This is a genomic window from Chryseobacterium sp. MYb7, from assembly GCF_002979455.1.
In the GTDB taxonomy this organism is placed as follows: Bacteria; Bacteroidota; Bacteroidia; order Flavobacteriales; family Weeksellaceae; genus Chryseobacterium.
This window is the reverse complement of sequence record NZ_PCOU01000004.1, coordinates 84756-98946: the sequence shown is the minus strand read 5'-3', so window position 1 is coordinate 98946 and position 14191 is coordinate 84756. Positions and strand designations below refer to the sequence as shown.

Here is a 14191-nt window from a genome sequence, read left to right as displayed (position 1 = left end):
ATATAATTATTAAATCATTTTCAGCATCTGTTCTCTTCCCGGTCCGGTCGAAAGATAAGCTACAGGAATTCCTAATTCTTCTTCCAAGAATGACAGAAACTCAATGACTTCTTTTGGCAGTTCTGAAGGGCTCTTCATAGCAGAAAAATTAGCATTCCATCCGTTCATCCATTTCAGGATTGGCTTTCCGTTTTCCGGAAGCAAACCTGAAACAGATACTATTTCTCCATTTTCCAACTCGTAATGAGTACAGACTGCTACAGATTTCAATCCGCTCAAAACATCAGCTTTAGTCAGTACTAGCTGAGTTACACCGTTGATCATTACTGCATATTTTAAAGCAGGTAAATCCAGCCAGCCTGTTCTTCTCGGACGTCCTGTATTGGAACCAAACTCATTTCCTTTTGTTCTGATCTCCTCCCCTAATTCATCAAACAGTTCTGTTGGAAAAACTCCATTCCCTACTCTTGTACAGTAAGCTTTTGCAATTCCAAACACTTCACCGATCTTTTTCGGTGAAATACCTAACCCGCTGCTAGCCCCTGAAGCAGTGGTTGATGAAGAAGTCACATAAGGATACGTTCCGTGATCAATATCCAGCATAGCAGCCTGAGATCCTTCTGCCAATATTGTCTTTCCTTCAGCCAAAGCATTATTCAGATAGATTTCCGTCTCTGTACATTTAAATCTTTTCAGAAAATCAACAGCTTCAAAAAATTCATTACTTATTTCCTCCAGAGAAGGAAGCGTCATTCCTCCTGCGGTCAACATTTTATAATCTCTGTCCAAAATATGCTGTACCTTGTTTTTAAAGTCCGGAGCAAACATATCTCCTACTCTTACATTCTGTCTTAAGATTTTATTGGAATAAGCCTGCGCAATTCCGTTTTTGGTGGTTCCGATAGTCGTATACTCAGGACTTTCTTCCATAAAAACATCCAAAAACTTATATGTAGGCAATACAAAGTGAGCTTTCAGCGAAATAATGATAGTGTTTTCCGGCTGAACCGTTTCATCAAATACCTGAAGATTCAGAATTTCTTTTTTAAAACTTACAGGATCCAGAACGGTTCCTGTACCGATAACATTCTGCACCCCTTTCATAAAAATCCCCGAAGGAATCATTTTAAGCGTAATTCTGCGTCCGTTCCTTTCTATGCTGTGTCCAGCATTAGATCCGCCATTAAAACGCGCTGTAATGTCATAATTTTCACTGATCAGATCAATGAACTTTCCTTTTCCTTCATCACCCCATTGTAATCCTAATACAATATCCATATTCGTACTTTAAATTTTATGAAGCAAAGCTATGACAGTCAGATAGAAAGACCATTGCCATTTGACAAAAAGAGATTTATTGAGAAGCTAGATTTTAGAAGTTAGTAAACTCACAAACTCTATTACTTTCCCACCCAAAATAATATCATTTATCACTGATAATTCTAGACTATATTTCTCCTGATTCTACTTAAAGAAGATGGGGTAACCCCGAGATAAGAAGCAAGCATAGATTGTGGAACCCTGTTGGCAAGCCCCGGATAATGATTTAAAAAGTGAATATAACGTGATTTCGCATCCTGATTCAACATGATACTGGCAACCTTCAGTTTATTTTCAACAACAAAGGCATGAATTCTGGCAAATAGAACCGGCCAGACTGAAATTTTCTCTTCCAGAATTTTAAAATACTTAAGATCTATCACCAGCAATACTGCGTCAGTAATAGCTTCAATATCTTCATGCGCAGGCAGCTGATCTGTAAAACCCTGAAAATCTCCTATAAATCGACCTTCATAGATGAAATAGCGGGTAAAATCATCCCCTTGTTTATTATAGTACAAAGACCGGAAAACTCCTTCTTTCACAAAAGCAATTCTTTGGCTCACTTTTCCAGCTTCCACAAAAGGAGCACCTTTCTTTACAGTGATTTCCTGAATACCTTCAGCAATCAGAAGTTCATCCTGAGGATTCAGTGTCCCAAATTTTTTGATATAATGAAAAAGTTCTTCCATGCTTTGTTGTATCCACAGATTGTGTTAAGATAAAGGTATAAAACTAGCCAATAAAAACAATTGTCATTTGGCAAAAACCTCAAAAAATAAAAAGCATATGGCTAAAACTGCTTTAAACACTGAATAATTTCAATATTTTTGCAGCCAAAACTTTTACTCATGGATGAATCGATCAAATTACAATTATATTTCAATGAAAATACAGAAAGGGAAAATCAGAAATTTTTCTTTCAATACACATGGAAGAAGCATCTTACTGAACTTAAAAAGGCTATTATTTATACCGTAGTATGTATTGTATTGGGGTTTTTACCTTTAAAGGCTTTTGAACTGGGACCAGTTTCTATCATTTTTAAATATGGCAGTTTTCTATTTATCGGCTACACTATTTTACTTATTTATCAGTATTTCAAAGCTAAAATCAAAACATTTAGCCTGATAGAAGAACTCATTGAAAATCTTAGAAGAGAAGATGAAGTCAGTTTTATAACACTTTATCAGAATAGCATTACCATTAAAAATCCATTTACCGCTATAAATTGTGTCTGGGGTAAAGTCACTTATAAAATGGTTGATCAATATCTTATTTTGAGTATGCTCAATGATAAAATCAATTTCGTTTTTACAGAATCTGAATTTAAAGAGCAAGATTATACCATTTTATTAGATTTTCTTCAGCAATATTCTAAAAAAGAAAATTAAGAATGATTGGATTAAAAAAACTCCCGCATTATTACCATGCAGGAGTTTCTAAAAAAATTAAATATAACTATTGATTGTAAACATGAATATCTCGTTGCGGAAAAGGAATTCCAATTCCTTCCTTGTCGAGAGCTTCTTTACAACCTATGATTAGTTCTTCATTCATAGTCCAGAAATTTTCTGTAGCAGTACTTACTCTTATCGATAGATTAACAGCACTTTCACCAAGCTCCGTCACCACTAGCTGTGGAGCAGGCATTGTAAGAGCATATTGATTGCCTCTAATAACATTCATTAAAATATCTTTTGTCTTCCTAAGATCTGCGTCATAAGCAACTCCAATATCCAAGGATGTTCTTCTTGTTCCCAATTGAGTAAAATTGGTAATGCTATTATTCGATACCACTCCGTTAGGAATAACGATCAATTGATTTTGTGGCGTGATCAATTTTGTTTGAAAGATATCTATTGCATCTACAGTTCCTGAAGCACCGGAATTGGTAGAAATAAAATCACCAATTTTAAAAGGTTTTAATAATAAGATTAATATTCCTCCGGCAAAATTGGTCAATGATCCCTGTAAAGCTAAACCTAATGCTAAACTGGCCGCACCAATCATTGCAACAAATGCTGAAGTCTGCACTCCCAGCTGAGTCACTACAACAATAAACAACAGGATATTAAGTCCCCAGCTGACAATGTTTAAAAGAAAATGCTGCAAGGAAGCTTCCATATTACGTTTTTTGAACGCTTTTTCAACCAGCTTTTTGATCATTCTTATCATCCATGACCCGATCAGGTAAATTAATAATGCAGAAATAATTGCAGTGAAAATTCTAGGTGCCCATGAAATTGCTGAAGAAATTAATGCATCCCAGTGTTGTTGAATCTTGTTCAGTTCTAAATCGTCCATTTTTGTAGTGTATTTTTTACTGTTAATATCAATGATGTATTGATATCTCCTGCAAGATTTAAAAATGAAATTGAACAAAAGTATAATCCGCTTCAAAAAGAAATTTACCTCACACTGCATGAGTGAAAGTAAATCATATTATAGATTAAAATAGATTGACAGCAGAACAGATAGTTTCAGCTTACTCAATAATCATTCAGAAATTGAATCTTACAGGAAGAAATAATTTTTCGCTCATAGAATTACAAAAACGATACCGAAGTCCATTATTCGGAAATTAATATTGTGTAAACTTTTTATTGATTAATTATTTACTATCTCATTAAGGAAGTTTTGCGGCCAGACTTTCCGGAAGCATTTTTAAAATAAAGTAAATGATCTTCCACTTAAAGTTCGGAACAATGGTAAAAGAATTTCCGGCATTCACAATGAATCTTGCTACATAATCCGGTTCCATAATCAAAGACTCATTCAACTCCAATCCTTCATTGATTTTTGTTCTGATATAACCAATAACCAAAGCATTCACAATGATGTTACGGGAAGCCAATTCCTGTCTTAATCCGGCAAGAAACTGAGTAAACGCAGCTTTGGTGCTTCCATAGACAAAATTACTTTTCCTTCCTCTTACTCCGGACAAAGAAGATAAACCAATAATTCTTTCAAGGTTTTTGTTGCTTTTATCCATCGCAATAATGCTTAGGATAGAAACTCCACCCATATAATTAACTTCCATCATTTGTTTCGCTCCTTTGAAATCTTCCAAAGCATTTTGATTGTCTACTAAAAAACCTGCGGCATACACTACAATATGAGGTTTTGTGGAAAGATCAGAATAGAATTTTTGATGGGAATCAAAATCCGCAGCATCAAAAGACAAAACAGAAACTTTTGAACGGTCAAGATGATTGAAATGAATGAATTCTTCCAAAGATACCGTATTTCTGGAAGCGGCAATTACGGCAAACCCTTTTTCTAGATATTGCTTAATGCATTGCTTTGCCACATCTGAATTGGCGCCCAGAATAAGAACTGTCTTATTTGTGTTTTGATTCATGGGGCAAAGATAATTTTTTATTAAACACTATTCCTATTAATTGTTTTCACAATGGACATAACCATTTCTTAGAATGGTGTAGAAAAAATAGCGGCGGGTGAACAAAGTTCACCCGCCGCAGCTAAATATTTTTCAGACTGAATTATTTCTTTTCTTCAGTTGCTGTTTCTTTTTTGTCGTCTGCCTTATCAGCAGTTTTTGCTTTATCTCCAAAACGTGATTCTGTCATTTCTCTGGAAACCGCTGCTTTTTCAAACTTTAGTTTTCCTGATAATGTTTCGATCACAAAACCGTCATCCTGAACCTGAGCAATTCTTCCGTGAAGACCAGATGTAAGAACTACTCTGGTTCCTACTTTAAGGTTCTCCTGAAAGTTTTTCTCCTGCTTTTGTTTTTTCATCTGAGGTCTGATCATCAGGAAATAAAATCCTACAAACATTACCCCCATCATGATTAGCATCATAGGTGAAGATCCACCTGCTGCCTGTAAAAATAGTGTCAACATATTTTAAGTATTATGGTTGAATGTTCGCTGTGAACGTTAATCTGATTGGAGCTTTCTCTACGTTTGCAAAAACATCTGCATACTTCTGAACGTTTCCGTCAAAGCTTGAAGAATCAAAGTGCAACGTAACTTTTCCTTTTTTACCAGGCATGATTGGCTCTTTTGTAAAATCAGGAGCTGTACATCCGCATCCAGGCTTCACTTCAGAAATGATCAATGGATTTTTCCCGGTATTGGTAATTTCGTATACGTGCTGTACTTTATCTCCCTTTTTGATTTTTCCAAAATCGAAGCTGTTTTCAGATAAAGCAACAGAAGTAGATGGTTCGTTAGAAACCGGAGCAGGTGTTTCACCAGTTCCAGGTACTGCAGTAGAACCAGTAGTTACCGGAGCCGCAACAGCTGCAGAATCAGTAGTTGCAGTTTCAGTACTTTGAGTTTCTGTGTTTTCTTTTTTACATGAAACTAACCCAAAGCCTATAATAGACAAGGCGATAATTGATAACGTCTTTTTCATTTTATATTCTATTTTGATCTTTACAATATTTATCTAAAATACCATTGATGAAGATATTGGAACGGTCTGTCGCAAATACTTTTGCAATTTCAATATATTCGTTAATGATTACTCTTGAAGGCGTGAAAGCAAAGTTATCAAGCTCTGCAATTGCTGTAGACAGAATTACTTTATCCATTAGAGAAACTCTTTCCAGATCCCAGTTTTCCAGTCTTTCTTCCAGTTTCTTTTCATTGTTTTCCCAGTTGTTCAGGGTATCTCTCAACAATTTTGCAGCGAATGTTTTATCTTCTTCATCTTTAATCATTTTGATCAAAGTTCTGCTTTCTTCATCTTCTCTCAGGAAACCGATCGTTTTTTGTACCATTGAATTGGCGATGTGGATATCATCATACCATGAAAGTTCCTTATCTCCTAAGTAATCATGAAAATCTTCATTTTCAGCAATATATCTTAAGAATAATTTACCGATAAATTTTTGATCTTCTTCAAAAGAGTATCCTTCTTCTTTCATGAAATCCTGATACCGTTTTCCAGCCGTAATTCTCTGGAAAGTCTTTACCAATAAGTCATCATGCATATCCCATTTCAATTGCTTGTGCTGACCTGTAAAGAATAATCTTTCAGGGTTTTCTTCCAGTTTAAGCAAGACTTGATTGTTGATGAATTTTTGGTTAGGATTAATATCAGCATCAGTTTTAAGATATTTATTCTTACCAATTTCGATCTGATTTTCTGCCAAATCTTTCAAACCCACCAAAAAGTTGAGCTGATAGATGTATAGATAATAGATTTTCTCTATCCCGGCAAACATGTTTTTCTCTAAAACATCAAATTTTACAGGATTTTGGTAGTAAGAATACACTGTCTGTACTACTTTTTCACGGATTTGTCGTCTTCCTAACATTCAAAGAGCTTTTTTATGGCTGCAAAGATACAAAATTTAAAATTGATGAAATTCGTAGTGTGATGACATTTTTGTAATTTTGTGCAACTATATGAAAGCGCTTAAAACCTTAAACCCCTATTTTTGGAAACACAAAATACTGTTGTTTTGGGGGGTACTATTTATCATTGCCAGTAATTTCTTCAATATATATAAAGTACAGTTTGTAGGAAAATCTGTGGATGAACTTACAAAAAGTGGAAACCTTGGCTTTAACAATCAGGTTCTGATCTATGTTGGAATTATTGTAGGATGTTCTCTTCTGACCGGAATTTTCACCTTCATGATGAGACAGACCATCATTGTTGCCTCCAGAAGAATAGAATATGAACTTAAGAATAAAATCTACAGACATTATCAGGATTTATCTTTAACGGATTATAAGCAGACAACTATTGGGGATTTAATGAACAGATTGAGTGAAGATGTTGTTGCCGTAAGAATGTATCTTGGTCCAGGTGTTATGTATGTGGCTAACCTTATTGTTCTTGTAGTAATCACAGCTATTTATATGGTGAAAACGGATGCTTCCATGACAATGTGGACGCTTCTTCCGCTTCCTATTTTGTCTTTTGCTATTTATAAGGTAAGCTCCATCATCAATAAAAAGTCGAAAATCATGCAGAAAAGCCAGTCTGCCATTTCAACTTTTGTTCAGGATAGCTTTTCGGGAATCCGTGTGGTAAAATTTTTCGCAAGAGAAAAATATATAGAAAAAAATTACGGTATTAAAGTAACAGATTATCAGAACAAAGCTTTGGATCTGGCCAAGACAGAAGCTTATTTCTTTACGATCATTCTTTTTGTCATCGGGTTACTGAATGTAGCGATCATCTGGATCGGAGGTACCAAATATATTGCAGGAGAATTAAGTATTGGTAAAATTGCTGATTTCTTCATGTATATCAATACTCTGATTTTCCCTTTTTCTATGGTAGGATGGGTAACTTCTGTGAACCAGAGAGCTGAAGCTTCTATGCAGAGGATCAATGAATTCATGGATAAAAAGTCTGAGATCATTAATACTAATTTTGAAAACTATCCTATCAAAGGAGATATTGAATTCAGAAATGTTTCTTATGTATATCCGAATACCGGAATCAAAGCACTGGATAATTTAAGTTTTAAAGTAAAAGCCGGAGAATCTTTAGCCATTATGGGTAAAACCGGAAGTGGAAAATCAACAATTGCCCTGCTGTTGTGCCGATTAATAGATCCTACGGAAGGGGAGATTTTAATTGACGGTAAAAACCTTAAAGATCATAACCTGAATAACTACAGAGACTTTATTGGGTATATTCCTCAGGAGAGCTATTTATTCTCAGATTCTATAGAAAATAACATTGGTTTTGCCATTGATCATCCATCACATGAGAAAGTAATAGAATATGCAAATATAGCAGATGTTCATAAAAATATTGTTGAGTTTAAAGAGCAATATAAAACACTTGTTGGTGAACGCGGGGTAATGCTTTCGGGGGGGCAAAAGCAAAGAATATGTATCGCAAGAGCCTTAATTAAAGACCCAAATATCATCATTTTTGACGATTCTTTGTCTGCTTTAGACACCGAAACAGAGCAAAATATTCTGGAAAATATTGATAAAAAAATCAGCAATTCTACTTCCATAATCATCACACACAGAGAGTCTAGCGCTCAAAAAGCGGATCAAATTCTCAACCTTACGGAAATTACCAATTCTGTAACTGCTTAGCCATTTCGTTCTCAATTGTTAAATAAATCATAAAAAAAATTTTGTGATTAAAAGAATTCTTTTATATTTGTTCTTAACAAGATTAAAAAATATCTAACAATGAGTGAATACAAGGAACGCCATGAAAATGAAATTTTCACTAAGGTGTTAAAAGCAGGGAGAAGAACTTATTTCTTTGATGTGCGCGAGACGAAAGCAGGAGATTATTATCTTACAATTACTGAGAGTAAGAAAAATTTCGGAGAGAATGGGGAAGCTACATTCGAGAAGCATAAAATTTACCTTTACAAGGAAGATTTTAAGAGTTTCCAGGAGATGTTTAATGAGTCCACAGATTTCATCATTAATGAAAAGGGTGAGGATGTAATTTCAGAAAAACATGACAAAGACTTTAAGAGCAGATCTTTCACTATTGATTCTGACGACGAAGTTTAAAAAAGAATATTTAAAAACACAAGCATCTGAAAAAGATGCTTTTTTTATGCCTTACAATCAAAACATAAAAAAACGGGCTAAAGCCCGTTTCTATTGAATATTATAATTTCTTATTTTACAGATACTATTTCTTTAGATTCTTCTTTATGTAAAGAGGGTGACTTCAGGAAACTGAATAAGACATCTGGCAGCTCATTTCTACAAGGATCGGCAGTTCTGTTATTCAAGTTAATAACACTGTTTGTAACATTCGCTGAAGAAAACATTACAATACCTCCATCTTTTCTAAGAGTAGCCAATTCTTCATTCTTTGTACTTGGATCAAAATTTCCGAAACACATTACATTATTTTTGGTTTGCAGAACCGGAAACTTTTCAGCAGTAATACCTGATAAGATATTTCCATTCAGTTTAAATAATTTATAGTCTCCGTCAAAGTTCCTGTGGGCAATAATTTCAGCAGCACCATCCGCATCAATGTCACCAACAGCCAAACCTTTCCAATCCGAAGCTGAGCCCCAGTTTGTAAATTCAGTAATTTTTGTGAGAACACCACTATCGCTTACACGATAAACATGGATACCATTGTATATAGCATTACTATCATCAGCATCTACAAGCAGTACTAATTCATCTTTACCATCTTTATCAAGATCACCTGATGCCACTGCTTTGATTTTAGAACTTGCAGGCAGATTAAGTGTATTTAAATACACTGATTGCATATCTGTTCCAACAAATTTACTCACTCTAGCTTCTTTATTAAAATTTCTTACTGTGATAACATCATCTTTTCCACCGCTGATGAAATTTCCTGCAGCAACACCTACCCATTCTGACTGAGCTCCCCATCCGGTATATTTTGTATGTTCCACGATGCTGCCATTTTCAATTTTCAAAACATAAATACCGTTTTGGGCGGCATCTGTATGATCATTTAAAGCTATGATCTCACTTTTATTATCCCCAAAGAAATCACCTGCAGCTAACCCTTTCCAGTTATTGGAGCCACCATATACTTTACTGGTAGCCACCTGGCGAAAACCTCTGTCATATGGTTCTAAAGCCTGCATCAATCCATCAAAATTTCTTATTACCACAAATTCTTCGTCGCTATCTCCATCAAAATTACCGTTTGCAATACCTCTCCAATCAGAATCTTCTCCATACTCATGATCTGTATTGACAGGTACAACTAAGTTTTCAAAATTTGATAAAAGCGCCCATGTGATAGAAGAATCAAATACCGTTATGTTACTATAATAATTTTTGGCAGCCTGCAAATCTGAAACTATTTGATATAGCGTCTTATCATCATATTGCGATAAATATAGCCATAGATAAGCTGTATAAGTTCCATATCGAGGAGTTACAGTAGGATCAGAGGTATTAACATTATACTTGATATTCCAATTCTCACCATTATAATTAACCCCATTTTTTATATGTAAGGGAGAGATATAAATATCTTTAGTCAATGTTTTAGTATAGGCATTGATATCTGCAGTGGTATAAATAAGGTTTCCATTGATTGAAATACCATACTTATTACATTCATAAGGGAAGGCTGCTGTCAAATCAGCATGAGAAATATCTTCACGTAAGTCATCGTGTTTCCAATAGGTCCAGACATTTGAACCCAAAGTAGGATTAAGCTGGGTATTTGATTTTATAAAATTAGCAATTTTATTGAGCTGGGTAAGATAATTGTTGTCACTCGTTGCTCTATACATCTGTACCAGCACTCTTCCTACTGAACTTTGCATATTGAATGGCAAAATTACACCTGGATAAGCTATTGGCGGATTATTATCATTTCGTTCTTTATAATACCCTATAGTAGCAGATCCTGGTTCTGTATACCACTGGTCTGCATGATAAGCAAGTGTTTCTTTTATTTTCTGGATAAGGTCATTAGCAATTGTAATATAGCTTTGACCTGCATAACGACCTGTTGGTGAATCATATGTTAAATTTTGAATAGCAGTATTATTTTTAACTATTGCGGCAAACTTAGCCATAGGATAGGTAATATTAGCACTATGCACCAAATGAGAATAAGGTAAACCTGTTGTATCCGTTGATGCATTGTAATGATTAGTAGACCAGGCAGCCCCAGAAACATGGCGGTAATCATAAATTATCGGATATCCCAGTGTCGGATTTCTCAGGTCATCTCTTCTGTCAATAGTATTTCCGATGCACTTAATTAAAGTTTCTGCATACTTCTTTTCAAGTGTTTTTTCATACATTAAAACCAGTGCTTCCATATGAGCAGGTACACCCCAGGCAAACTCAAGTTGATCCTGGCTTGTTGAATTACCATCCCATTGGTCAAGACCTCTGGTATCAAACAGACGTTTATAATAAGATTGGGAACCTGATTGGGAATAGGATTTTATTGCAAAAAAGGCAATAAGAATTGTAAAGAGTTTTTTCATGTTAATAGCTTTGATTAAGATAGTTTTAATGAGATTTTTTCTCACGATTCTGGTTAAACAAATATAAAAGTTTTAATCACCAATCATAGAATTTATTTAAGAACTTTTAGAAACATTTTTGTAGCCTAAAGAAAGAATTATACTCAGGTGAAAAGAAAAAATAAAGCCTTTCAACATTTGAAAGGCTAAAAAATTGGGTAAGATTTACCAATACATTATTTCTTAATAAATTTCTCTGTAATGGTTTTATTTTCCGTCACTATATTGAGAATATATGTTCGAGGTAGAAATGCTGAAATATCTATCTTCGATTCTTTTGTATTTTTAATAAGTTGCCCGGATATAGTAAAGACTTCTATCTTCAAAATTGTATCATGGGTTTCTATATTCAAAACATCTTTGGCCGGATTAGGATAAATTCTAGTCTGATTAATTTTTAATTCTTTACTACTCAAATTTCCCATCAATTCATAGGCTCCAACATCAGGATTTCCCATACGAGCTATTCCCGTTATATCATCTGCTGGTGCATCTGTCAATTGCCCGTAATTGATGGCAACACTATTTGATTGTAATGATAATCCATCATCCGAAGTTCTTAAAATACCATCTGCACCAAAAACACTGGCTGCATCTTTAAAATTAGGATTAGTCTGGAATATATTATCAGGATAGCCATACAAAGAATTTTGGTTTGCCGAGGTATAAAGGCCGGCGGGTAATTGAAATATATTGTTGTAGAAATAATTCTCAGCCGGCCAGTCATTATGATTTTTATAATCTGCTCCAGGCTGGCTATCCGTTCCATTAATATTGCCCCAAAATATATTATTTTTCACAAAATTATTTCCTAAATACGTAAAAAAGCCGCCACCTCTGGTTCCTGTGTTTTTGTAAATGGTATTGTTGATTACTTTATTCTTTCCATAGTACAGAAAAATCCCACCACCCATGTAGTTTGAAGTATTTTCGTAAAGCACATTGTTCGTAATGAGATTTGAACCTTTTTCAGTGTAAATTCCACCACCTCCGTAGTAATAAGTATCAATCTGATTGATACCTCCTTTATTTTTACCGATTACATTTTTACTGATCACATTATCTACCCCCAAAACGGCATATATACCTCCTCCATCACCAGTAGCAGTATTATCATGAATATAGTTATTGGTAATAGTATTTGTTCCCTTAAAGACACTTACACCTCCTCCATCATAATGCGCTTTATTATTATAGATTTCATTGTCAGAAATAATATTATTGCCAGTTGAAGTATAGATCCCTCCGCCTGAATAACCAATGTTCATATAAATTTTATTATTGGAAATAATATTATCTCCATTAATAAAATAGATTGCCGGGCCTGCAAGTCTCGAAGCAACATTTCCGTTTACATTGTTATTGACAGTACCCATTGCAAAACCATCGGCAATAGAAAATCCATCTAATTTTACACCAATTGCACTGGTACTGTTTCCAGAAAACAGCACAACATGATAGCAATTATCATTGACTGTTCCTAAAACACCTAAGTCACCACTCAGGAGTGTTATATTACTGCTTATGTTTCGGTCAGTTAGTGATGCTTCTGTTCCACTGAAACCACCATACACAGAAATGCCATCTTTCAGATAAAATGTTTTATCTCGACTATCTGAAGGAGAAGTGTTTCCGAAAGGATCTCTTGCTGGAGTATAAGTTCCGCTGGCTACCCAGACTTCATCTCCAAGCTGGCTCGCATTTATTACCGCCTGCAAATCATTACTTGCTGTAGCCCAAGAAGTGTAAGGAGCCATGCCAGTATGGGAATTAGCATTTACATACCTTACCGTAGAAGAAATTAGAATAGAATTAAGTAAAAAAAGTAAAAAGTATATATTTTTCATTCCCCGATTATGTTGATAATGATCGTGCAAATATACTTTTAAAAGTCATTATAAAGAAAATTAACACACCAAAAAGTGGCATAAGAATTTAATCTGTTCGCTTTTGGTATAAAAACAAAAAACACATTTTCTTACGAAAATGTGTTAATTTAGGGTGAATGAGGGGTCTCGAACCCCCGACCTTCGGAACCACAATCCGACGCTCTAACCAACTGAGCTACAATCACCGTTTTGTGAGTGCAAATATAGGACATTTTCCTCAACTACCAAACAATTCCATCAAAATTTTTCAAAGAAATTAACTTTTCAGACGTAAAGCCCTCAGCGTAAGTAACTCCCGATAATCGCCCTAAATCCTGCGCTCGGTAGGTTAAGCTCTCATAAAAGTCTTTTGTGGTAATTGGAGTTTCGGGTTCTTTAGAAGTTGGATCATAAAACTGAGTTTTATAAGCCATGCAAGCGTCCAATTTTGTAGTAAGATGTTCAGAAATATCAATAACAAATTCTGGTTTGATATCTTTCCACTGAATATAATGAAAAATATGCTTCGGCCTCCACACTTCCTGAGTTTCTCCCTCCAGTACAGTTTCAATTTTTCTCAGTCCGGACAAAAAGCACGCATCCGACACTAATTTCGCTCCTTTTGCATGGTCTGGATGTCTATCATCAATAGCATTAGCCAAGACAATTTCCGGGCGGTATTTGCGAATCATTTTTACAATCCTCAATTGGTATTCTTCGGAATTGACAAGAAAGCCATCTTTCATTCCCAGGTTTTCTCTTGCGGAGAGTCCTAAAATTTTAGCTGCGTCTGCAGCTTCAGCTTTTCTGGTTTCATCTGTACCTCTTGTTCCGAGCTCTCCTCTTGTAAGATCTACAACCACACATTTTTTACCCTCTGAAACCATTTTAGCAATAGTTCCTCCACACCCCAATTCTACATCATCAGGATGTGCTCCAAAAGCAAGTATATCAGTTTTCATAAAATCAAAGATAAGTTTAAAATAAAAACTTCCCAAACATTACGAATGGGAAGTTTTAATATCTATAATTTAATTTTTAA

General features: G+C 34.9%; 13 protein-coding genes and 1 tRNA gene. 3 read left to right on the top strand and 11 right to left on the bottom strand.

Annotation, left to right across the window (positions count from 1 at the left end):
* Nucleotides 1–9: 9 nt before the first annotated feature.
* Nucleotides 10–1278 (bottom strand): adenylosuccinate synthase, encoded by a 1269-nt coding sequence (locus CQ046_RS05055; protein ID WP_105701219.1) that lies wholly within the window; start codon nt 1276–1278, stop codon nt 10–12.
* Between the two features lie 164 nt (nt 1279–1442).
* Nucleotides 1443–2012: a Crp/Fnr family transcriptional regulator gene (locus CQ046_RS05050; protein ID WP_105701218.1), complete on the bottom strand. Its 570-nt coding sequence runs from the start codon at nt 2010–2012 to the stop codon at nt 1443–1445.
* Between the two features lie 159 nt (nt 2013–2171).
* Here CQ046_RS05050 and CQ046_RS05045 point away from each other — a divergent pair, with 159 nt between their 5' ends.
* The gene (locus CQ046_RS05045) at nt 2172–2714 is read left to right on the top strand and encodes a hypothetical protein (RefSeq protein ID WP_105701217.1); all 543 of its coding nucleotides are present in this window, start codon (nt 2172–2174) and stop codon (nt 2712–2714) included.
* 67 nt (nt 2715–2781) lie between these two features.
* Here CQ046_RS05045 and CQ046_RS05040 read toward each other — a convergent pair whose 3' ends face one another.
* The 5 genes from CQ046_RS05040 to CQ046_RS05020 all read right to left on the bottom strand — a co-directional run bounded on the left by CQ046_RS05040 (nt 2782) and on the right by CQ046_RS05020 (nt 6613).
* Nucleotides 2782–3627 carry a mechanosensitive ion channel family protein gene (locus CQ046_RS05040; RefSeq protein ID WP_105701216.1) on the bottom strand — a complete coding sequence of 282 codons (846 nt, stop codon included), beginning with the start codon at nt 3625–3627 and terminating at the stop codon, nt 2782–2784.
* A 322-nt stretch (nt 3628–3949) separates the two neighbouring features.
* Entirely contained in the window at nt 3950–4684 is a 735-nt protein-coding gene (locus tag CQ046_RS05035) for an SDR family NAD(P)-dependent oxidoreductase (RefSeq protein WP_105701215.1), read from the bottom strand.
* A gap of 142 nt (nt 4685–4826) precedes the next feature.
* The gene (gene yajC / locus CQ046_RS05030) at nt 4827–5189 is read right to left on the bottom strand and encodes a preprotein translocase subunit YajC (RefSeq protein ID WP_105701214.1); all 363 of its coding nucleotides are present in this window, start codon (nt 5187–5189) and stop codon (nt 4827–4829) included.
* 10 nt (nt 5190–5199) lie between these two features.
* A complete protein-coding gene (locus tag CQ046_RS05025) occupies nt 5200–5706 on the bottom strand; it encodes a DUF1573 domain-containing protein (protein ID WP_105701213.1) in 507 nt (168 codons plus the stop codon).
* 1 nt (nt 5707) lies between these two features.
* Nucleotides 5708–6613 carry a transcription antitermination protein NusB gene (locus CQ046_RS05020; RefSeq protein WP_105701212.1) on the bottom strand — a complete coding sequence of 302 codons (906 nt, stop codon included), beginning with the start codon at nt 6611–6613 and terminating at the stop codon, nt 5708–5710.
* Nucleotides 6614–6704: 91 nt separating this feature from the next.
* Here CQ046_RS05020 and CQ046_RS05015 point away from each other — a divergent pair, with 91 nt between their 5' ends.
* Both CQ046_RS05015 and CQ046_RS05010 read left to right on the top strand, forming a co-directional pair.
* Nucleotides 6705–8366 (top strand): ABC transporter ATP-binding protein, encoded by a 1662-nt coding sequence (locus CQ046_RS05015; RefSeq protein ID WP_105701211.1) that lies wholly within the window; start codon nt 6705–6707, stop codon nt 8364–8366.
* 99 nt (nt 8367–8465) lie between these two features.
* Nucleotides 8466–8801 (top strand): DUF3276 family protein, encoded by a 336-nt coding sequence (locus tag CQ046_RS05010; protein ID WP_027375472.1) that lies wholly within the window; start codon nt 8466–8468, stop codon nt 8799–8801.
* A 110-nt stretch (nt 8802–8911) separates the two neighbouring features.
* Here the strand turns inward: CQ046_RS05010 and CQ046_RS05005 are convergent, their stop codons facing one another.
* The 4 genes from CQ046_RS05005 to bshB1 form a co-directional block, all read right to left on the bottom strand.
* The gene (locus tag CQ046_RS05005; protein ID WP_123906570.1) at nt 8912–11242 is read right to left on the bottom strand and encodes an FG-GAP repeat domain-containing protein; all 2331 of its coding nucleotides are present in this window, start codon (nt 11240–11242) and stop codon (nt 8912–8914) included.
* A gap of 215 nt (nt 11243–11457) precedes the next feature.
* Nucleotides 11458–13128 carry a right-handed parallel beta-helix repeat-containing protein gene (locus CQ046_RS05000; protein WP_105701209.1) on the bottom strand — a complete coding sequence of 557 codons (1671 nt, stop codon included), beginning with the start codon at nt 13126–13128 and terminating at the stop codon, nt 11458–11460.
* A gap of 152 nt (nt 13129–13280) precedes the next feature.
* Nucleotides 13281–13356: transfer RNA gene (locus CQ046_RS04995), tRNA-His, on the bottom strand.
* Between the two features lie 35 nt (nt 13357–13391).
* Nucleotides 13392–14111, bottom strand: coding sequence for a bacillithiol biosynthesis deacetylase BshB1 (gene bshB1 / locus CQ046_RS04990; RefSeq protein WP_105701208.1), 720 nt, complete (start codon nt 14109–14111; stop codon nt 13392–13394).
* Nucleotides 14112–14191 lie beyond the last annotated feature (80 nt).